At 52.5% G+C, this 19,995-nt stretch carries 16 protein-coding genes, 1 tRNA gene and 1 pseudogene; 5 read left to right on the top strand and 13 right to left on the bottom strand.

The features are described from left to right. Positions 1-80: 80 nt before the first annotated feature. The 3 genes from ABU190_RS23565 to pepA form a co-directional block, all read right to left on the bottom strand. Positions 81-2,936, bottom strand: a complete 2,856-nt coding sequence (locus ABU190_RS23565; RefSeq protein ID WP_354692523.1) for a valine--tRNA ligase — start codon at positions 2,934-2,936, stop codon at positions 81-83. Further along, entirely contained in the window at positions 2,936-3,379 is a 444-nt protein-coding gene (gene holC, locus ABU190_RS23570; RefSeq protein ID WP_039076903.1) for a DNA polymerase III subunit chi, read from the bottom strand. The genes ABU190_RS23565 and holC overlap by 1 nt, the downstream gene beginning before the upstream one ends. A gap of 122 nt (positions 3,380-3,501) precedes the next feature. Next, entirely contained in the window at positions 3,502-5,013 is a 1,512-nt protein-coding gene (gene pepA / locus ABU190_RS23575) for a leucyl aminopeptidase (protein ID WP_039076902.1), read from the bottom strand. A gap of 279 nt (positions 5,014-5,292) precedes the next feature. On the opposite strand from pepA, the gene ABU190_RS23580 reads away from it, so the two are divergent. The 4 genes from ABU190_RS23580 to ABU190_RS23595 all read left to right on the top strand — a co-directional run bounded on the left by ABU190_RS23580 (position 5,293) and on the right by ABU190_RS23595 (position 9,396). Beyond that, entirely contained in the window at positions 5,293-5,343 is a 51-nt protein-coding gene (locus ABU190_RS23580; RefSeq protein WP_216637209.1) for a hypothetical protein, read from the top strand. A gap of 64 nt (positions 5,344-5,407) precedes the next feature. Beyond that, positions 5,408-6,508 carry an LPS export ABC transporter permease LptF gene (lptF, locus tag ABU190_RS23585; protein WP_039076901.1) on the top strand — a complete coding sequence of 367 codons (1,101 nt, stop codon included), beginning with the start codon at positions 5,408-5,410 and terminating at the stop codon, positions 6,506-6,508. Next, positions 6,508-7,590 carry an LPS export ABC transporter permease LptG gene (gene lptG / locus ABU190_RS23590; RefSeq protein ID WP_354692524.1) on the top strand — a complete coding sequence of 361 codons (1,083 nt, stop codon included), beginning with the start codon at positions 6,508-6,510 and terminating at the stop codon, positions 7,588-7,590. The genes lptF and lptG overlap by 1 nt, the downstream gene beginning before the upstream one ends. A 165-nt stretch (positions 7,591-7,755) precedes the next feature. Beyond that, the gene (locus ABU190_RS23595; RefSeq protein ID WP_354692525.1) at positions 7,756-9,396 is read left to right on the top strand and encodes a dihydroxyacetone kinase subunit DhaK; all 1,641 of its coding nucleotides are present in this window, start codon (positions 7,756-7,758) and stop codon (positions 9,394-9,396) included. A 218-nt stretch (positions 9,397-9,614) separates the two neighbouring features. Here the strand turns inward: ABU190_RS23595 and ABU190_RS23600 are convergent, their stop codons facing one another. The 3 genes from ABU190_RS23600 to ABU190_RS23610 are packed head-to-tail and all read right to left on the bottom strand — an operon-like array spanning position 9,615 to position 12,283. Next, positions 9,615-10,634 (bottom strand): NAD(P)-dependent alcohol dehydrogenase, encoded by a 1,020-nt coding sequence (locus ABU190_RS23600; protein WP_039076898.1) that lies wholly within the window; start codon positions 10,632-10,634, stop codon positions 9,615-9,617. Between the two features lie 57 nt (positions 10,635-10,691). After that, positions 10,692-11,270, bottom strand: coding sequence for a class I SAM-dependent methyltransferase (locus ABU190_RS23605; protein WP_354692526.1), 579 nt, complete (start codon positions 11,268-11,270; stop codon positions 10,692-10,694). Beyond that, the gene (locus ABU190_RS23610) at positions 11,270-12,283 is read right to left on the bottom strand and encodes an HNH endonuclease (RefSeq protein ID WP_354692527.1); all 1,014 of its coding nucleotides are present in this window, start codon (positions 12,281-12,283) and stop codon (positions 11,270-11,272) included. Before ABU190_RS23610 ends, ABU190_RS23605 begins: the two co-directional genes overlap by 1 nt. Before the next feature lie 245 nt (positions 12,284-12,528). Here ABU190_RS23610 and ABU190_RS23615 point away from each other — a divergent pair. Next, positions 12,529-12,613: transfer RNA gene (locus ABU190_RS23615), tRNA-Leu, on the top strand. 149 nt (positions 12,614-12,762) lie between these two features. Here ABU190_RS23615 and ABU190_RS23620 read toward each other — a convergent pair. The 7 genes and pseudogenes from ABU190_RS23620 to ABU190_RS23650 form a co-directional block, all read right to left on the bottom strand. Further along, positions 12,763-13,689, bottom strand: coding sequence for a tyrosine-type recombinase/integrase (locus ABU190_RS23620; RefSeq protein ID WP_354692528.1), 927 nt, complete (start codon positions 13,687-13,689; stop codon positions 12,763-12,765). Beyond that, on the bottom strand, positions 13,679-15,298 hold the full coding sequence (gene mobH / locus ABU190_RS23625) for a MobH family relaxase (RefSeq protein WP_354692529.1): 1,620 nt from the start codon (positions 15,296-15,298) through the stop codon (positions 13,679-13,681). The genes ABU190_RS23620 and mobH overlap by 11 nt, the downstream gene beginning before the upstream one ends. A gap of 197 nt (positions 15,299-15,495) precedes the next feature. Continuing rightward, positions 15,496-15,684, bottom strand: a pseudogene (locus ABU190_RS23630) (ArdC family protein); the annotation flags it as partial. An 85-nt stretch (positions 15,685-15,769) separates the two neighbouring features. Continuing rightward, complete coding sequence (locus ABU190_RS23635; protein ID WP_063390048.1) at positions 15,770-16,063, bottom strand: hypothetical protein; 294 nt, start codon at positions 16,061-16,063, stop codon at positions 15,770-15,772. A 357-nt stretch (positions 16,064-16,420) separates the two neighbouring features. After that, positions 16,421-17,293 carry a phosphorothioated DNA-binding restriction endonuclease gene (locus ABU190_RS23640; RefSeq protein WP_354692530.1) on the bottom strand — a complete coding sequence of 291 codons (873 nt, stop codon included), beginning with the start codon at positions 17,291-17,293 and terminating at the stop codon, positions 16,421-16,423. Positions 17,294-17,377: 84 nt separating this feature from the next. Continuing rightward, entirely contained in the window at positions 17,378-18,880 is a 1,503-nt protein-coding gene (locus ABU190_RS23645; protein WP_286464439.1) for a hypothetical protein, read from the bottom strand. Further along, a complete protein-coding gene (locus tag ABU190_RS23650; protein WP_354692531.1) occupies positions 18,834-19,961 on the bottom strand; it encodes a DNA cytosine methyltransferase in 1,128 nt (375 codons plus the stop codon). The genes ABU190_RS23645 and ABU190_RS23650 overlap by 47 nt, the downstream gene beginning before the upstream one ends. Positions 19,962-19,995 lie beyond the last annotated feature (34 nt).

Here is a 19,995-nt window from a genome sequence, read left to right on the forward strand (position 1 = left end):
TTACCTGAGAGTTTCCCCCCTGAATTGTGGGACAAAAAAAGCCGGGCTATCGAAGCCCGGCTTTTTCATGTGCAGCCTGATTACAGCGCGCTAATAACGGCCTGCTGTTCAATCAGCTTGGTTTTGGCCTCTGCATAGCCGTCCAGCTTCTCACGCTCTTTGGCAATCACCGCTTCCGGTGCGCGCGCCACAAAACCTTCGTTGGACAGTTTGCTTTCGATACGGCCAATTTCCGCGTCGATCTTCGCCACTTCTTTCGCCAGACGCGCCAGCTCGTCTTCTTTGTTAATCAGACCTGCCATGGGGATCAGCAGCTCCGCGCCATCGATAATCTTGGTCACGGAAACCGGACCTTTATCATCGGCTGGCAGAACCGTGATGCTTTCCAGACGCGCCAGATTCAGCAGGAAGCTGCGGTTGTCATTCACGCGACGCTCTGCATCTTTACTGCAACCACGCAGCAGCAGCTCCAGCGGTTTGCCCGGGGAGATATTCATTTCGGCACGGATATTACGTACCGCCACGATCGCCTGTTTCAGCCATTCGGTATCTGCCAGCGCCGCTTCATCAACCTGAGACGCATCGTACTGCGGGATAGGCTGCAGCATGATAGTGTCGGCAGTAATGCCTTTCAGCACTTTCACGCGCTGCCAGATGGTTTCCGTGATAAACGGAATGATTGGGTGCGCCAGACGCAGCAGCGCTTCCAGCACGTTCACCAGCGTGTTACGCGTGCCGCGCAACTCTGCCTCAGAACCGCCGCTCATCACCGGCTTGGTCAGCTCCAGATACCAGTCACAGAACTGGTTCCAGGTGAATTCATACAGGATGCCCGCGGCGATATCGAAGCGGAAGTTATCCAGCGCTTCACGGTATGCTTTCACGGTCTGGTTGAATTCCGCCAGGATCCAACGGTCCGCCAGCGACAGTACCATCTCGCCGCCGTTGAAGCCGCAATCCTGGTCTTCGGTATTCATCAGCACGAAACGGCTGGCGTTCCACAGCTTGTTACAGAAGTTGCGGTAACCTTCCAGACGCTTCATATCCCAATTGATGTCGCGACCGGTCGAGGCCAGCGCGGCCAGGGTGAAGCGCAAGGCGTCGGTGCCGTGCGGCTCAATGCCGTTCGGGAACTGCTTCTCGGTGCGCTTGCGGATTTTTTCCGCCAGTTGCGGCTGCATCATGTTGCCGGTACGTTTCTCCAGCAGATCCGCCAGAGAGATACCGTCCACCATATCCAACGGGTCAATAACGTTACCCTTGGATTTGGACATCTTCTGGCCTTCGTCATCACGAATCAGACCGGTCATGTAGACGGTATGGAACGGCACCTGCGGCTTGCCGTTTTCATCTTTGATGAAGTGCATGGTCATCATGATCATGCGGGCAATCCAGAAGAAGATGATGTCGAAGCCAGAGACCATCACGGTGCTCGGGTGGAATTGACGCAGCGCATCGGTATTTTCCGGCCAGCCGAGGGTAGAGAAGGTCCACAGGGCAGAGGAGAACCAGGTGTCCAGCACGTCTTCATCCTGGCGCAGGGCAACATCGGCGCCCAGGTTATTTTCCTGGCGCACTTCGGCTTCGTTACGACCCACATAGACATTGCCGTTGTTGTCGTACCACGCCGGGATGCGGTGGCCCCACCATAGCTGACGGGAGATACACCAGTCCTGAATATCGCGCATCCAGGAGAAGTACATGTTTTCGTACTGCTTCGGCACAAACTGGATCTCGCCATTCTCAACCGCTTCAACCGCCGGTTTCGCCAGCACATCGGCACGTACATACCACTGGTCGGTCAGCATCGGTTCGATAACTACGCCGCCACGGTCGCCGTAAGGCACGGTCAGGTCGTGTGGTTTGATCTCTTCCAACAGGCCCAGCATGTCAACGGCAGCAACGATGGCTTTACGCGCCGCAAAGCGTTCCAGTTTCTGGAACTCCGCCGGGATTTCATTTGAGTAGACGTCGGATTCGTTGCCTTTGGTGTCGTACACTTCCGCCGTTTCGCGGATATCGCCATCAAAGGTCAGAATGTTGATCATCGGAAGCTGATGACGACGGCCCACTTCGTAGTCATTAAAGTCGTGCGCCGGGGTGATTTTCACGCAGCCGGTGCCTTTTTCCATGTCGGCGTGTTCGTCGCCCACGATCGGAATACGGCGGTTCACCAGCGGCAGAACCACATATTTACCAATCAGGTCTTTGTAACGCGGGTCTTCCGGGTTCACCGCCACGCCGGTATCGCCCAGCAGGGTTTCCGGACGGGTGGTGGCGACAACCAGATAATCTTTGCCGTCGGCGGTTTTCGCGCCGTCAGCCAGCGGGTAGCGAATGTGCCACATGGACCCTTTGGACTCGCGGTTTTCCACTTCGAGGTCGGAAATCGCGGTGCGCAGTTTCGGGTCCCAGTTCACCAGGCGCTTACCACGGTAAATCAGATCTTCTTTGTACAGGCGGACAAAGACTTCTTTCACGGCGTTGGAGAGGCCTTCGTCCATGGTGAAGCGCTCGCGCTCCCAATCCACGGAGTTGCCCAGACGGCGCATCTGGCGGGTAATGGTGCCGCCGGATTCTGCCTTCCACTGCCAGATTTTTTCGATAAAGGCGTCGCGGCCATAATCGTGGCGGGTTTTACCTTCTTCGGCGGCAATCTTACGCTCAACCACCATCTGGGTTGCGATACCCGCGTGGTCGGTACCGGCCTGCCACAGGGTGTTTTTGCCCTGCATGCGCTGGTAGCGAATCATGGTATCCATGATGGTCTGCTGGAAGGCGTGACCCATGTGCAAACTGCCGGTGACGTTCGGCGGAGGGATCATGATGCAGAAGCTTTCCTGGCTTTCATCGCCATTCGGTTTGAAGTAGCCCTGCTTTTCCCAATGCTCGTAAAGCGGCTGTTCGATCTCTTGGGGGTTGTATGTCTTTTCCATTATTTCCAGGTTGCCGTGTTCAGGTTGAAACCAGCCATGCGATAGGCTTTATAGCGTTCGCGAGCCAGTTGTTTCAAAGAATCTTCGTAAGGAACGAAGTCTATCACTTCTGTGAAAGCGGTGGCAAAATCTGCAAAGTTTGTCCGCAAACTGATGAGAATATCGCGCGGGCTGCCGTTGCGCTTTTGCGGCCAGGCTATCTCAACAGGCGCACCGCCTCTGGGGCCTTCTCCGGCGAGGTTATGCGGTACAAAACTCTCCGGCGGCCTTGCCCACAGCGCTTCATCCAGTCGCAGCGCCTGCTGCTCGTCTTCACAGGCAATCAGCACGCGTTTGCCATTGCGCCAACGTTCTGCGGCAACCTCACACACCAGTTGTTCCACGGCGCTCAGGCCGTCGACGGTGGTCTCATTGTCCAGAAGATAAAACGTGGCGTTCTTCATGATATGGGGCTTCTTGTGGTGAATTTAAATCGTACACCCTCACCCGGGCATTCGCCCTCAAGAGAGGGCGAATGCCATCCCCACGCCCCTTAGGGGAGAGGGGACGGGTGAGAGGATTTCGCTTACTCTTCGCCAGTAAACCCGGCGCGGTTCAGCAGGAACTGCGACAGCATAGCCACCGGACGACCGGTTGCGCCTTTGGCTTTACCGGAACGCCACGCGGTACCGGCGATGTCCAGATGCGCCCAGTTGTACTTACGGGCAAAGCGGGAAAGGAAGCACCCTGCGGTAATCGCGCCGCCCGGACGACCGCCAATGTTCGCCATATCGGCAAAATTGGAATCCAGTTGCTCGTAGTACTCATCACCCAACGGCAGACGCCATGCGCGGTCACCCGCCTGCTCGGATGCGCCGATCAGCTCGTGCGCCAGCGGGTTATGGTTCGACATCAGCCCGGTGATGTGATGGCCGAGGGCAATCACGCATGCGCCTGTCAGGGTCGCCACATCGATAACCGCTTCCGGCTCGAAGCGCTCAACATAGGTGAGCACGTCGCACAGCACCAGGCGGCCTTCAGCATCGGTGTTCAGCACTTCAACGGTCTGGCCGGACATGGTGGTCAGCACGTCGCCCGGACGATAAGCGCGCCCGCCTGGCATGTTTTCGCAGCCCGCCAGCACGCCGATGACGTTAATCGGCAGTTGCAGTTCGGCCACCATGCGCATCACGCCGTACACTGCCGCCGCGCCGCACATGTCGTACTTCATCTCGTCCATCCCTTCGGACGGCTTAATAGAGATACCGCCGGAGTCGAAGGTCAGGCCTTTGCCGACCAGGACAATCGGACGCACGTCTTCCGACGGGTTACCTTTATATTCGATAACCGACATCAGCGATTCGTTTTGTGAGCCTGCGCCAACCGCGAGGTAAGAGTGCATCCCCAGTTCGCGCATCTGCTGCTCACCGATTACGCGGGTGATGACATTTTTGCTGTATGAGTCCGCCAGTTGACGCGCCTGAGAAGCCAGATAGGCCGCATTACAGATGTTCGGCGGCATGTTGCCGAGATCTTTCGCCGCTTTGATGCCCGCAGCAATCGCCAGACCGTGCTGGATTGCGCGCTCGCCGCTGGTCAGTTCCCGACGGGTTGGCACGTTGAAGACCATTTTACGCAGCGGGCGACGCGGCTCGCTCTTGTTGGTTTTCAACTGGTCAAAGCTGTACAGAGATTCTTTTGCTGTTTCGACCGCCTGGCGAACTTTCCAGTAGGTATTGCGACCTTTAACGTGTAGCTCGGTCAGGAAGCAAACGGCTTCCATTGAACCAGTATCATTCAGGGTATTAATGGTTTTCTGAATGACCTGCTTATACTGGCGTTCATCCAGTTCGCGTTCTTTGCCGCAACCAATCAACAGAATACGTTCGGAGAGGACATTTGGAACGTGGTGCAGCAGCAGGGTCTGGCCCGGTTTGCCTTCCAGTTCGCCACGGCGCAGCAGTGCGCTGATATAGCCGTCACTGATCTTGTCGAGTTGCTCGGCAATCGGAGAGAGACGGCGCGGCTCAAAAACACCCACAACGATGCAGGCACTCCGCTGTTTCTCCGGGCTACCGCTTTTTACACTGAACTCCATGCACTATACTCCTGAATCTTAAAGACAACAGCAGGGGCTACAGATATACTCGACCTCTTTCAAACCGCAGATGCGTTGGCTTGCGCCTGCTTACCCCAGCCACTTACTGAACGTAAGTTCCGGGGCTTCACAGTCTCGCCGCCTTTCTGCAACTCGAAATCCATTGAGTATATAATTGCAAGCTTTCGTAACTCATGTCCGCTGTTGCGGTGACTTCGTGTTAATCTTAACGATACTTAGGTTTCGGCACGTCAGATACGGGTCGGATACGTTTTACCGCTGAGTATATTAATCTTAGCGATGATTTCGACGACTCAAGAGAATAAATGACGTTTAAGCCACGAAACAAGCGATTTTCCAGTAAAAAGACTGGTTTTTACGGGCGTAATATAAAGTGATAATCATAAGATATCTTGCGCGGGAGACGCTAAAAAGCCAGTTTGCGATCCTCTTCATCCTGCTTCTGATCTTTTTCTGTCAGAAACTGGTAAGGATCCTCGGCGCAGCGGTCGACGGCGAAATCCCCACGAACCTGGTACTGTCGCTACTGGGCCTCGGTGTGCCAGAGATGGCGCAACTTATCCTGCCGCTCAGTCTGTTCCTCGGTCTGCTGATGACGCTGGGCAAACTTTATACCGAGAGTGAAATTACCGTCATGCACGCCTGCGGCCTGAGCCGGGCGGTGCTGGTCAAAGCGGCGATGATTCTGGCGCTGTTCACCGGTGCGCTGGCGGCGGCAAACGTCATGTGGCTTAGCCCCTGGTCATCGCGCCATCAGGAATCGGTGCTGGCTGACGCCAAAGCCAACCCTGGCATGGCCGCACTGGCGCAAGGGCAGTTCCAGCCAGCTTCTGACGGTAACTCGGTGCTGTTTATCGAAAGCGTGGAAGGCAGCAAATTCCACGATGTCTTCCTGGCGCAGATTCGCACGAAAGGCAATTCCCGCCCCTCTGTGGTGGTAGCGGATTCCGGCCATCTTGCACAATTGAAAGATGGTTCTCAGGTCGTAACCCTGAACACCGGCACCCGCTTTGAAGGGACGGCGCTGTTGCGTGATTTCCGCGTTACTGATTTCAAAGATTATCAGGCGATTATCGGCCACCAGGCGGTGACGCTGGACCCGGACGATACCGAGCAGATGGGGCTTGATACGCTGTGGCGCACGGATACCCCACGCGCTAAGGCCGAGTTACACTGGCGTCTGACTCTGATATTCACCGTATTTATGATGGCGCTGATGGTCGTGCCGCTGAGCGTGGTGAACCCGCGCCAGGGACGCGTGCTGTCGATGCTGCCCGCCATGCTGTTGTATCTGGTGTTCTTCCTGCTACAAACTTCCCTGCGATCCAATGCCGCAAAAGGCAAAATCGATCCGATGATTTGGATGTGGGCGGTTAACCTGGCGTACCTGGCGTTGGCGATGGGTCTGAACTTGTGGGACACGGTACCGATGCGTCGGATTCGCGCCCGTGTGATGGGCAGAGGAGCGGTATAATGCAGGCGTTTGGCGTACTTGACCGCTATATCGGCAAAACCATTTTTACCACCATCATGATGACGCTATTCATGCTGGTGTCGCTCTCCGGCATCATCAAATTTGTCGACCAGTTGAAAAAGGCCGGGCAGGGCAGCTATGACGCGATGGGGGCGGGGCTTTATACCATCCTCAGCGTGCCGAAAGATATTCAGATTTTCTTCCCGATGGCGGCATTGCTTGGCGCGCTCCTGGGGCTGGGGATGTTGGCCCAGCGTAGTGAACTGGTGGTGATGCAGGCTTCGGGTTACACCCGTATGCAGGTGGCGCTGTCAGTGATGAAAACGGCCATCCCGCTGGTGCTGTTAACCATGGCGATTGGCGAATGGGTGGCGCCGCAGGGCGAGCAAATGGCGCGTAACCAGCGCGCACAGTCAATGTATGGCGGTTCGCTGCTCTCCACCCAGCAAGGGTTGTGGGCGAAAGATGGCGAGACGTTTGTCTATATCGAGCGGGTGAAGGGTGATGATGAGTTGGGTGGGGTGAGTATTTACTCCTTCAACGCTCAGCGTCGTTTGCAGTCCGTTCGCTATGCCGCTTTAGCGAAGTTCGATAAAGACACTAAGCTGTGGCGGTTGTCGCAGGTGGATGAATCCAACCTGACCGACCCGAAACAAGTGACCGGTACACAGACGCTGACCGGTACCTGGAAGACCAACCTCACGCCGGACAAACTGGGCGTGGTGGCGCTGGACCCTGACGCACTGTCGATTAGCGGTCTGCACAACTATGTGAAGTACCTGAAATCAAGCGGCCAGGATGCCGGGCGTTATCAACTCCAGATGTGGAGCAAAATTTTCCAGCCGCTTTCCGTGGCGGTGATGATGCTGATGGCGCTGTCGTTTATCTTTGGCCCGCTGCGTAGCGTGCCGATGGGCGTGCGCGTGGTGACGGGTATCAGCTTCGGCTTTGTATTCTACCTGCTGGACCAGATTTTCGGCCCGCTGACGCTGGTATACGGCATTCCGCCGATTATTGGCGCGTTGCTGCCAAGCACTTCGTTCTTCCTGATTAGCCTCTGGCTGCTGATGCGTAAGAATTAGGTTTCTGTTCTGCTCCCGGATGTGGCTTCGCCTTATCCGGGCTGCTTTCTCTCTCTCCCTGTGGGAGAGAGCGCCTGGCCGCACTAAACTCACCCTATTTCATCGACACACTTTCCCTTATCCTGGCTACGCTTTCCTTACGGTTCTCAAAAAATTCAGGAAGCTATGTCCAGATTCTTCTTTAATGACCGAAAACAATTGGTCAATGACGCCATTGAAGGAATGGTGATTTCCGCTCCCCACGGCAATTTAGTTCGCCTCGACATCGACCCCGCTATTCGTATTGTTGCCCGCGCCGACTGGGATAAATCCCGCGTTGCAGTGATCTCCGGCGGCGGCTCCGGCCATGAACCCGCCCACGCTGGCTTTGTAGGTAAGGGAATGCTCACTGCCGCCGTCTGTGGCGACGTGTTTGCCTCGCCGAGCGTTGATGCTGTGCTCAACGCGATCGTCGCCGTCACCGGTGACCGGGGCTGCCTGCTGATCGTTAAAAACTACACCGGCGACCGCCTTAACTTCGGCCTCGCGGCAGAAAAAGCCAAACGCTACGGGCTGAAAGTAGAGATGGTGATCGTCGCCGATGACATCGCCCTGCCGGACAATAAACAACCGCGCGGTATCGCCGGAACGGCGCTGGTGCATAAAATCGCAGGTTACGCCGCCGAGCAGGGTAAATCCTTAAGCGAAGTGCGCGACATCGCCCGACAGGCCAGTGAGAGTGTCTGGAGCCTGGGGCTGGCGATGGAGACCTGCAACCTGCCGGGAAGCAGCGATGAAGACGACCGTATCCAGCATGGGCAGGTCGAACTGGGGCTCGGCATTCACGGCGAGCCGGGCGCGAGCACGGTGGACTCGCATAACAGCCAGAAGTTGATTGAGACGCTGGTTGCACCGCTGAAAGCACAGGCCGGGGATGACCGCGTTGCGGTGTTAATCAACAACCTGGGCGGTGTATCAGCGCTCGAAATGGCCCTGCTCACCAAAGAGCTGGCACACTCGGCGCTAAAAGATCAGATTGCGTATCTGATTGGCCCCGCGCCGCTGGTCAGTTCCCTGGATATGAAAGGCTTTTCCCTCTCGCTGTTACGTCTGAACGAGACATTTGAGAAAGCCATTAATGCCGATGTACAGCCCGTCGGCTGGCAAAAACCGGTGCCTTTTGCGCCGATGAAAACCCAGCGCCACAACCCGGTTTACAACCAACTGGAAATCGAACCGTCGGAAAACCCACAGGTAAAAACGCTGGTCTCGACGGCGGCGCGGACGCTTGTCGATCTCGAAAATCGCCTGAATGCGCTGGATGCCAAAGTGGGCGATGGCGATACCGGCTCGACGTTCGCCGAAGGGGCGCGGGAAATTATCCATTTGCTGGAGCAGGGCGAATTGCCGCTGAATAACACCGCGCAGTTGCTGCAACTGGTGGGCGAGCGGCTGGCAACAGTAATGGGCGGCTCCAGCGGCGTGCTGATGTCCATCTTCTTTACCGCCGCAGGTCAGGCTGTGCATGATGGTAAATCTTTGCCAGAGGCGTTGCTCCGTGGGCTACACCAGATGAAACATTATGGCGGGGCGGACTTAGGTGACCGGACGCTTATCGACGCGTTGCAACCGGCGCTGGAAGCCTTGCGCGATAGCGGGCTGGATGCCGCTGCGTCTGCCGCAAAAGCGGGTGCCGCCAAAACCGCGACCATGCAGACCGCTGGCGCGGGCCGTTCGTCTTATGTGAACAGTGAGAGTCTGGAAGGCGTCACCGACCCCGGTGCAGTGGCAATTGCGGACGTGTTTGCGGCGCTGGCGAAGGGGTAAGCCGTTTCCTGGATGCGCTGCGCTTATCCGGGCCACGCCTGGCTTCTGATGCAAATATGAGTGAGGGCTTTCTCCCTCTCTCTGTGAGAGAGGGCAGGAGTGAGGGCAGCAGGCCGCACAGCGCCATTAGCCGGATGTGCTGCCGTCTGGCTCCCGATGCAAATATGAGTGCGGGTTTACTCCCTCTCCCCGTGGGAGAGGGCAGGGGTGAGGGCACATTAGAAATCCGCTTTCAACACCACGCGGTAACGCGCCTTCCCGTCACGCACATGCTGCAACGCCTCGTTAATCTGCGACATCGGGAACATCTCGGTAGTCGGTGCCACCTTCGCCCGCCCGGCAAACTTCATCAGCTTACGCAGCTCGAACGGCGTACCGGTCGCGGAACCGGACACACTTCTGTCGCCGCCAATCAGCGTAAAGGCCGGGACTTCCAGCGGTTTCAGCACTGCGCCGACGGTATGGAACGCGCCGCCGTGGGCCAGCGCTTCAAAATACGGCTGCCACTGCAAATCAACGTTCACGGTGTTGATAATCAAATCAAACTGGCCCGCCAGCGCTTTTAAGGCCTCCGGATCGCGGCTGTTCACCACATAATCCGCGCCCATCAGGCGGACTTCGGCCTCTTTCGCCGGGTTCGAACTGAACGCCGTCACCTCACAGCCCATCGCGCGCAGCAGTTTGATGGCGATATGGCCCAGCCCACCAATCCCAATGACCCCGACACGGCTGGTAGCGGTGATATGGTGCATCAGCAGCGGTTTAAACACGGTAATGCCACCGCAGAGCAGCGGCCCGGCGGTCTCGACATCGATGGTATCCGGCAGCGGGATCACCCATTGCCAGCCCGCGCGGATTTTGTCGGCAAAGCCGCCGCGGTTAAGGATGGTTGGCACTGCGCCTTCCTGGCAGTTGATATTGTCGCCGTTGATACAGGCGTCGCAGTGACCGCAGCTTTTCGCCGTCCAGCCAATGCCCACGCGCTGACCGACTTTCAGCCCTTTGTTTTGCGCGGCACTACCCAGCGCCACCACGCGACCAATCACTTCATGCCCGGCGACCAGCGGATATTGAGAGAAGCCCCACTCGTTGTCGATCATCGACAAATCCGAGTGGCAGATCCCGCAATAATCCACTTGTACTTCCACATCTTCCTGACCCAATTCCCCCGCGTCGTACTCAAACAGCTCCAGGTCTGCCCCGGCTTCTTTAGCGGCATAGCTTTTGATAATCGACATCGCCTTTCCTCATGATGGTGTGAGATTTGAGTGTAGAGGATAGTCAGAGTAGTGGAGTTAATCTTTGCGTAACAAGGCGTTAAGCCAGGTTTCCGCACGATCCGGGCGTTTATCCTGCGTCGTCCACATCGACACCACCTGAACATCCGGTAATGGGCTGACCAGCGCGGTCAGGCCTGCTTCGGTTAAGTCGCTGAAATGACGACCTTCTTTCTCTCTTTCCTGTTCGCCATATTTGAACGAGACGTACCAGATTCCGCCGGGTTTCAGCGCCTGCGCCAGCGTAGACATCACCTGCGGTAAAGCGTGTGCTTCCACGTGTAGCAGGGACGCGCAGCACCAGATGCCGTCGTAACGGTCAGTGGCATCGACATCGCTGAATGTCATTTGCTTAACCGCCAGCCCGCTATGCTGCGATGCCATGCGAACCATCTCGGAGGACGCATCAAAGGCCTCGACCTGATAACCCATCTCCAGAAACGCACGGCTGTCGCGCCCGGAACCGCATCCGGCGTCCAGCACGCGCGCGCCAGGGGTAAGGTGCACGGTAAAAGGGGCGTAGAGCGATGACATATCGACGCCGATGGTGTCGGCAAAGAATGCCTGTGCATGGTTTTGATAGTAGTTAATGGTCATCAGAAAGTATCCGGCCCGGCGGCCTTTGGCTCCCATTCGTGGAATAAGTTTACGCGAGCAGTGTTCCAGACATTTGACAGGAAATCATGCCGTTTTACGGTGCTCGCCCCGGTCTGGCGCATCAGGGTTTCGCGCAGCGGGAGGTGGCTGGTAATGAAGTACTCGTTGCGATCGTGCAGGCGCTGCAGCAGTTTCAATGAGGGGACATGGGCAAATTTCCCCTGTTTACCCCGGTTACAACATTTACAGGCCAGCACCAGGTTCCAGACGCCATTCACATTCCTCACCTGGTCTTTGAGCATCCACGGAATAAAGTGATCGACATCGGCCAGGTTTGCGTCGCCGGTTTCTACGCTTACAGGCGCGAAGCAGTAAAAGCAGCGGCCTTTCTGATAGCCGTTGAGGCTGTCGCGACAACTGGTGATATCGACACGGCGGTTATTCTGGATGCTGAACAGCATGTTGTCCTGTTCGTCATGCTCCACGGCAATGAGGTTGCGCGACACGCCCATCGCCCAGCCTTGCTCGACCAGGTTCCAGCGGGCGTCCGTCTCCAGCTTAAGGTTTTGATACTGCATACCTTCCGTGAGCTGATGAAAATTTGTCGTCAGGCGTATGCCTTTGTGGGTTTTACGCTCGTCGATAAAAAAGCGTTTTTCGATTTCGCCCTGATTGACGTTGTGAAACGCATTGAGCACAACATTAAAGCCGTTTCGCAGCGTCGCTTCTGTCAGCGCATTCTGGTCGATTTCCCCGGCATTAAACTGGCGACAGGCATCCAGATACTGACTTCTGGTGGAGGTGATTTGCTTTGGTGCCTGCGCCAGGTGGCGACACAGATGCTGGCTGAACGGGACAGCGAGATCTTCGAGCAGGATGAGGTCGCTGCCGTCGCGTTTCACGTCGTACATCGCATGGGCCAGCGCGAATTTGTAGGAAGCGACATTTTTGCCAAAGAGGATTATGCCGCGCCAGTAGTTCTCCAGCGTGGGCTCAACCTGATAGAAACGCATGCCTTGTCCTGATCTATGGATATGAGGAATGGGTAAAACCCGTAACAGGATCAGATAACAAGACGCGATAAATGTAAACCGCCGCCGTCACGTTGCAGCGTTTTGCGAGAAGCGTTCCAGATAGTGGGGGAGTGCGGTGGAGATGTGTCGATTTTTTCGGCATTTAGACGCGACAAGGCGGGGGAATGCTTGCGCCGGGATCTGCAACAGGTATAATGCAACCCGCTATCAGCATCCCCTTCAGTGCCGAAGTGGCGAAATCGGTAGACGCAGTTGATTCAAAATCAACCGTAGAAATACGTGCCGGTTCGAGTCCGGCCTTCGGCACCAAAAACGATTGTGATAATCGGAAAACCTACAACAATCAGTATGTTGTACAATGAAGCTGGATGTTGACGGCAACTACAAAATGGCCGCATCTCCGGCTTTTTTTGTTTATAAAGCCTCGGGTTGGATCTTTTCACTCACTCCCTGTTTTGTCAATCTCTCTCCACGCAACTTCTGAGCATCTCGACATTGTGTTCAATATAGCTGAGCGTCACCTTAATATCGCGGTGGCCGAGTAGTTTCTGCGTGACATACAAATTTTGCTCCGGTTTCTGCATCAATTCTGTGGCAACGGTATGACGGTAGCGATGTGATGAAAAACGGCTGTGACAGGCATCGCTGAGTTTGGCAAAGAAATAACTCACCTTATTTTCTGTCATTGGTTTACCCTGGCGCAGCGTCCTCCGACTGAACCGATTGATGTTGAACAACTGATCGTCAGCCCGTATTCCCTTTGTTTTCTCTTCTTCAAGCAGATGCTCCAGATAGGGCCGTAACCGGGAGGCGATAGGAACAACGTGTTCATCATGGCTTTTGCTGCCTTCGCTCTGAATAAACAGCGTGTCATGGACCAAATCGATATCCCTGACCCCCAGGTGAATAAGCTGATTCAGACGGATAGCTGTGTAGTTGAAGGTTTCAACCACGGTCAGCCAAAACCATGCCGGATATAAAGGCGAACGATAGCCGCGCTGCATTTTCTCCCGTTCGATAAATTGGTTCAGTACTTTGCGGGATGCGACGATTTGCTCGCGGGTCAGGGTTTTCTTTTTCTTACGAGATTCCCGCAGCGATGTTTTCTGGAATGGATTGATGAACTGCTCCAGTAGCCCCTGTTCAATGGCGAAGTTATACAAGGCTCGCATATGGCGCATATAGTGGTTCCAGCTCACCGGCTTGATACAGCGCACATTTAGCAGGTAGTGACGCCACTCCAGCACCATATGCGACGTCAATTCGGCGGGTAACACGTTGCGCCAGTGAGTGAACTGGTTTACTGCCGTGCGATAACAGCTCTGGGTGTCAGGTCGCAATAAGCGGGCAAAAAAATACTCTTCCAGGATCTGTTCAAAGGTCATTTGAGTGACTTCCTTCATTGAGCAAGAGATGAGGGTTATTAAAGGGAACGTCATCTCCAAAAAGCGGCGTGGGATCGTCAAGCAGATATCCCTTCAGACGTGAACAACGGCGAGGGCCGACAACGGCGCAGTGCCAGATGTTGAGGCCGTTTTTTTGTTTTCGGTGAAGATTCAGGTTCTGGAACTTCTTCTGTACCTCCCGCCAGTATTCTTCAGGGACATTCTGACCGCAGGTGCTAAGCCAGAGTTTGAAAATTCCGGGCGTCATCAGAAACACCGATCCGGCGACGGTATGGATTCGGGCGTTAGGTTCATTGACTTCCAGATGTTGAGCCTGAACATTACGAACCAGCCACTGCCAGAAGGCTTCTCCTGAAAGTGGGGTATCGTTCTGTTCGGGTTGGGGGAATGGTTGTTCCACAGTGATATCCGTTGCAATCACTGTTTCTGTCGCATTCTGGACTTCCGCTATCGGCGTAACGGTTCCACTGAAGGTTGTGGGCCGCTGTTGTGGATCTTCCCAAATTAGTAAAGGGGAAAAGCGTAACAGCGTGAGTTCACTGCTCCAGCCGCCACTGGCCTCAATCCGGCAATGCCAGATGGCTTTATCCTCACAGGGAATGAGCAACTGGTGTGCCTGCATCTCATCGAACAGCCGCACGTTATGCTGCGGTACGGCGTCAATACCCTGGCGCAGCAACCAGCCACGCACGGCATCGGCAGCGTTCTTGCTGACCAGCCACAGCGCTTCTTCCGTCAGCCAGCCGTCAGAGCCGCAGTTCGGGTTGTTGAGTCGGAATTCATTTGTCAGCAGGTCGCGCAGGGCGGCGATGATTTGCTGCGGCAGCGAGGTTTGTGGGCGATGGATAGCCTTGACCGGATCGCCGCCGAGATTAAACGCCACCGACGCCCGGTCGGCTTTCTGCACCAGTTCACCCGCCAGCCCGGCATACTGATACTGTCCGTTCAGGCAGTGCAGCAGAATGGATAATGCAGCTGCATCGGCGGCGAGCCAGTCAAAGCTTTCCGGTGGGAGTAGTTGGGTGAGCAGAAGAGCTGCCGCAGCCGGATGGCGCAGATAATCACGTTGCGGCAGATAGCGAAACCGATAAGACTGGGTCAGTGGGCCATGCCACGGAAACCAGCGTTTCCCGCTGACATCTTCCACCTCAATATCGGTGATAAGTTTGCCCAGATCGTGCAGCAACGCGGCGTAGATGATAACGGTGGTCCAGCGTTCGGACTGCGCCTCCTGATCTTCCGGCGCTGCATCAGGCGGGAAAAGATAACTCTGCCGCAGTCGTGCGGCATAGCAGGCAGCTTCGAGACTGTGATCGAGCAGGCCACCTGCGTGGGCGTGGTGGTGGTTTTCCGAGGCAGGGAACAACTGCGCCAGTTCTGCGAAGCGGTGGGTTGGTATCAGCCAGAAGCGTTCAAATAGTGAGGCAGGAAGCGCGGTGCTCTGGCGAATAAACTGGATCAGCTGTTGGCGGGTAGTTTCAGCCAGTAGCGTTTGCGCAGATTCAGGATGCAGCCATCCCTCCGCGACGCTCGGTTTGCCGTCGGATGGTATGGTCTCTGGTTTTTTGCGAGTCAGCCATATCCGCATAATGGCCTTTTTCCCCTTTTCCGGGTAAGCCCGTTACCCCTTCACTCTCTTCCCCTTAACCTTTTGCATTTTGCCTTTTGGTGCTGTCATATTTGGGGCGAAATTGTTTATTAGGCTGCGCAAATTTATTGGAGTGGAGAAAAACGGCAGAGCAGGGATGCTCCACCGTTGATATGAAGGTCATGCGCTCAGCGCTATCCCTGTCGTTCTGCGCTGTTCCAGAGCAGAGGAATGTTGATGCCATGATAAAACCGCCCGGATAAGGCATTCATCGGCACCACCGGTTCCCCTTCCCGCCACGGGCGAACCCAGGGGATCACGCCTTTCTCCAGCGCGGCGATAATTTCATCGATGACTTTCTGGTAAAGATCGTTGCTTCTGTTCATAAGCGTAACCTCATGATAAAGAAGCCGGGTACAGCGCTCCCGGTCGGGAGTCGCCCGGCACGGGGAGTGAAGGATGCTGAGGCAATCAGCAGGTATGAAGGGCAGTAACCAGCAGGTGGTTATCTTCAAGCGTTAAGCGCAGCGGCGTCATCAGCGGTACATTGCTGCTGCCGTCAGAAGGCAAACAGTACAGACCGAAATTAATACTCTTACGATCCGGGCCTGCGCTTTTGAATGTCAGCATGGTGGCGACAATCAGGTTTTCGAGACGGTCGTCTTCCTGAGAGGGATCGGGTGGAAAACTGACTACCTTTTCCCAAGCTTCGGTTGAGACAGACAGCGATAAGGATTTTGCTTCAGGGCAAGATGAAGTTGGCATAGCGTTTCTCCAGTGATGAAAGCAGAGAAACACCGCCCGGCAGGGAGGGATTCCCTGCATGGTGGGGTAGAGGATGTATCAGGCGCTAAGCGCTGTCCGCGAGGATGATACGGAGCGGACGAAAAGGCGAGCCTCACCGGGTAGGGTGGCAACCTGAAGGCTCTGGTTGCGGGTCAAACTTCGTACAGATTAATATGGTATCAATAATAATCAAGATTCTGGTTTCTCAGGGCGAGAGTTGGTCTGGAATCTACTTTGGTGCGCAGGGTTTATCCGCTATAGGGGGCAAAGGAAATTTATCCTCTGTAGGGGATAAAGCATATTGGGCAATCGATGATACCTGCGAAGCTCACGGTCTCAGGCTTTGAAGATCTGCCTACGATGCCAGCCGACATATTGTTCAGTGGGCCACAGCGATTTGTCATGAGGAAGATGCAACTGCTGGGCGTTGCGTTGCCAGAACAGGTTATCCACCACCGGGCTACGACTGACGCCGCCGGAGATGCGAATGATAAGGTTTTCATCCAGCCCGAACGCGCCCATATCAAAAGCATCATGGTGCAGTGAACACAACGCCAGACCGTTGTTTACAACACACGGTCCGCCATAGGTTTTCCAGTGGATATGGGCTGCTTGAATACCAACCAGCGCACCATCGAGTCGTAGATCGTAACCGCAGAAAGCACATCGCGAGTGGTAAGCCCGGAGGACGATATCTCTGAAGCGCGGATCGCGGTTCTTCGAACGATCGATAAAATCCAGACCCAGTTGGTTGGCGAGGATCCGCTGGATACTTTCAGGAAAGCGATCTATCAGGATCTGTTGGGCTAGTTGGTCGATTACTTCAGGGTGTGCAATTAACTGTTGATAAGCGGCTTCATCAAAGCCACCCGCTACCTGGTTATCAATCAGCTCTTTCTTTGTCGGCTGGGTGTTGCCTTTACGGGGTTTACAGCCTTCTGCGTTGGTGATTTCCCAGAAGCCGTCAGTTCTGAGTCTCCAGAAGGGCATATTGGGATAGTCAGTGCGTCGCTTGGGGCCAAACTCTTTTAGTAGACGAGTAAGTGGTTCGTGGATCTCTAGAGCGTAGTTGAACAGGCGCGGGTGGCCTGCTTTGTACTGCGACAGCACATACAACAGCAGCAACGGTTTATGCGGAGCACATACGTCTCCATGACGCCATACAGAAACGTTGGAAATGGCTGATTGCAGCGTTTCGACAGATATCATAGGAATTAATTTGGTAATGGGCTGACTAATATGAAAAATTCACAATGTAGTTACTGAATATCGTGAATTTTTCATATTCTAGATTTAAATAATCTTTTCAAGATGCTCACAGAATTTTGAAAAAATAGGCTTATCTTCTTCGAACCACATAATACCTACATCTCGATCTGTACATAGATACTCTTGCAACCATGGAACGTATTTAGGCTCGTGGGGGTAGACAAGGCATAGATTAACGTCATAGCCAATGATGTTTTGATATCGATATCTGTATTCATATAATTGGCTGATCCCCTTTCTGGTTTGACTTAAAAGGTTTTTATCATCAATGCTCTTTACTTCAAATAAGAATTTTTTATTGTTTTTTAATTTGGCATATAAATCAATATGTTCATTTTCAAGAGATGTAGCACCTTTTGATACTAAATAATCGTTAAGTTTTTCAAGTAATATTTTGTGTGTGAGATTTGCTCTTTGGCGTCGAATTCTTGTCAATTCAGGGTCTACATATACCTTGTTTTTGTAGTTGTTTTGCTTTGTCGAAATAGATTTATTTATTTCTCTGAGCTCATATAGCTTATCAGAGGAGATAATTTCAACCATTTTTCCTTTTTCGGTAAAATCTGCTAAATCACTAGTAACAACATTGTTTTCGTGTGTTAGTTTAAAAATTGTCTCTTGGTCAAGAGTTTTTAAAGCATCATAATAATTAGACCATGAACAAGTTCGAAGTTCGTTGTGTAAATCAACCTCATTTTCAACGTTGTCAAATCCATTGAACTGAATACTAATATTATTAATTGTGGATATTTTATCGAAAATTAATTCTTTCTCGGCTTTAGTTATTGGTGCTCTTAACTTTATTCGAGAACGTTCAACTTCAAAAAGATCTGTATGTTTCAAAATATGAAAGCGGCTTTCATATTTCCCTTGGAATTTAATGCCTTGATCTCTTATTAAATACAACTTTTCTTGTATCAATGATTCATCAGGAGATGCATTAGTATTTATATCTTTATCATTTGCCAGAATAAATATTTCCTCATAAGATACACTGGCTTCAAAAATATCGATATTATTTACTATAGAATCAGCATGAATAGCTTTACATATCAGTCTTAAAGGCGATAAATGAATGTTATCTCTAATAAAACTAAGAGTTCTTTCCTTGGTGTTTGCCTGGATTCTCAGGTTAGAGCTCCCTGAGCTATAAGCTACTCCCATTCCATTAGGATATTGGAATATTGATAGCTGTATTAATAAAAAGGCCGATACATTTGGTTCTTCATTAACTAAGAATCGTTTAGCAGAATTACTTAGATAAATATGCCAAACTCCATTTACAATACTAAGGCGATATAGACCTAAATAAGCTGGATATGCACTTATTTCATCCCTGAATTTTGAAGGGTCACGAGCAACCTTAGTTGCTCTTGGACTGATTTTTAGCAACTCTTGTTCGATAGCCAACCTATCGTAAGGATGACCATCGAATTTATTAAAAATTGTGGCTATATCTATTAATTTTTCTGGCCAATCATCACCACTCGAATGTATCTTGTGGCTGAAGAGATCCGTTATTAGCATTTTGGAAAAACCCCAAATCAAGAATGTCTATGAAATCATCAATATTTCGTTCTGTATCGATAGAGAACATTTCTTTTGCAACATGATTTGCTATTAATGCACCAAACAATGGCGGGACAGCATTCCCAACTTGTCGGATTATATGACGTCCAGTACCAAAAAATTCCCACCAGTCAGGGAATGTTTGGATTCTTGCACTTTCTCTTGGTGTTACTTCACGAGGTTCAAAAGGATGAACATGTCCTTTTCCACCACCAGCATCCGAGCCAACAATAATTGTATAGCTAGGTTTATCTGGATCTAATTTATTAATTCTAGTTTTGTGATCTCTCTCTCCGTATATTAAGGATTTATATCTATCTATAATTAACTGGCTATGTTTTCTTCCAACATGTCCATTAACATAGGGCGCAGCTTTCCAATCTGTTATAGGTGTAGGTAATCCTGTTAATACCTGTTGTACAGTATTAAATGCTTTAAAATCTAATGGTAAGGCTTTTTCCTGAGCATGGGTTGGTACCATTGGAGGTATTGTTTTACCGTCTAATGAACCTATGAAAAATATTCTTTTCCTAAATTGTGGAATGCCGTATTCAGCAACTTCATATTCATGTGCTGATATTTTGTATTTCCCATCCATTGAAAGGACTTTAGCTAGCTCCTTATATAGTTCACCACCATGGATGCTTTTTAGCCCAGCAACATTTTCAAATAGAAACCCTCTTGGGTTTAATTCTTTTATTAATCTTACATATTCGAAAACTAAGTTTCCTCGTGGATCATCAAGACCTTTACGCCGTCCAAAGACCGAAAACGATTGGCATGGCGGCCCACCAATCACAAAATCAATCTCTTGATCTCCGATGATTCCTTTAATCGCTTTTTTATCAATTTTTCTAACATCTTCACATAAAACAGGATGCTCTTTCACATAACTTTTTTTCCCCTGATTAAGCTTTAATGTTTCGCAGGAGTGAGCATCAATATCTGAAGATAAAATAATATTATACCCAGCGGCAGAGAATCCGAGGTCTAGACCACCACCACCAGAAAAGAAACCTAATGTATTGATATTTAACATTTATTTAATCTCGTTAAGCATAGCTTTGTTGCAC

Origin of the sequence: Phytobacter sp. RSE-02 (assembly GCF_040578655.1) — a bacterium.
GTDB classification, from domain to species: domain Bacteria; phylum Pseudomonadota; class Gammaproteobacteria; order Enterobacterales; family Enterobacteriaceae; genus Phytobacter; species Phytobacter diazotrophicus.

Bases quoted from the DNA above. Each gene is read 5' to 3' on its own strand.
- pepA (WP_039076902.1), bottom strand. From the start codon at position 5,013: ATGGAGTTCAGTGTAAAAAGCGGTAGCCCGGAGAAACAGCGGAGTGCC.
- ABU190_RS23645 (WP_286464439.1), bottom strand. From the start codon at position 18,880: ATGCTAATAACGGATCTCTTCAGCCACAAGATACATTCGAGTGGTGAT.
- holC (WP_039076903.1), bottom strand. From the start codon at position 3,379: ATGAAGAACGCCACGTTTTATCTTCTGGACAATGAGACCACCGTCGAC.
- mobH (WP_354692529.1), bottom strand. From the start codon at position 15,298: ATGCGGATATGGCTGACTCGCAAAAAACCAGAGACCATACCATCCGAC.
- ABU190_RS23595 (WP_354692525.1), top strand. From the start codon at position 7,756: ATGTCCAGATTCTTCTTTAATGACCGAAAACAATTGGTCAATGACGCC.
- ABU190_RS23640 (WP_354692530.1), bottom strand. From the start codon at position 17,293: ATGATATCTGTCGAAACGCTGCAATCAGCCATTTCCAACGTTTCTGTA.
- ABU190_RS23600 (WP_039076898.1), bottom strand. From the start codon at position 10,634: ATGTCGATTATCAAAAGCTATGCCGCTAAAGAAGCCGGGGCAGACCTG.
- ABU190_RS23610 (WP_354692527.1), bottom strand. From the start codon at position 12,283: ATGCGTTTCTATCAGGTTGAGCCCACGCTGGAGAACTACTGGCGCGGC.
- ABU190_RS23650 (WP_354692531.1), bottom strand. From the start codon at position 19,961: ATGTTAAATATCAATACATTAGGTTTCTTTTCTGGTGGTGGTGGTCTA.
- ABU190_RS23635 (WP_063390048.1), bottom strand. From the start codon at position 16,063: ATGCCAACTTCATCTTGCCCTGAAGCAAAATCCTTATCGCTGTCTGTC.
- lptG (WP_354692524.1), top strand. From the start codon at position 6,508: ATGCAGGCGTTTGGCGTACTTGACCGCTATATCGGCAAAACCATTTTT.
- ABU190_RS23565 (WP_354692523.1), bottom strand. From the start codon at position 2,936: ATGGAAAAGACATACAACCCCCAAGAGATCGAACAGCCGCTTTACGAG.
- ABU190_RS23620 (WP_354692528.1), bottom strand. From the start codon at position 13,689: ATGACCTTTGAACAGATCCTGGAAGAGTATTTTTTTGCCCGCTTATTG.
- ABU190_RS23605 (WP_354692526.1), bottom strand. From the start codon at position 11,270: ATGACCATTAACTACTATCAAAACCATGCACAGGCATTCTTTGCCGAC.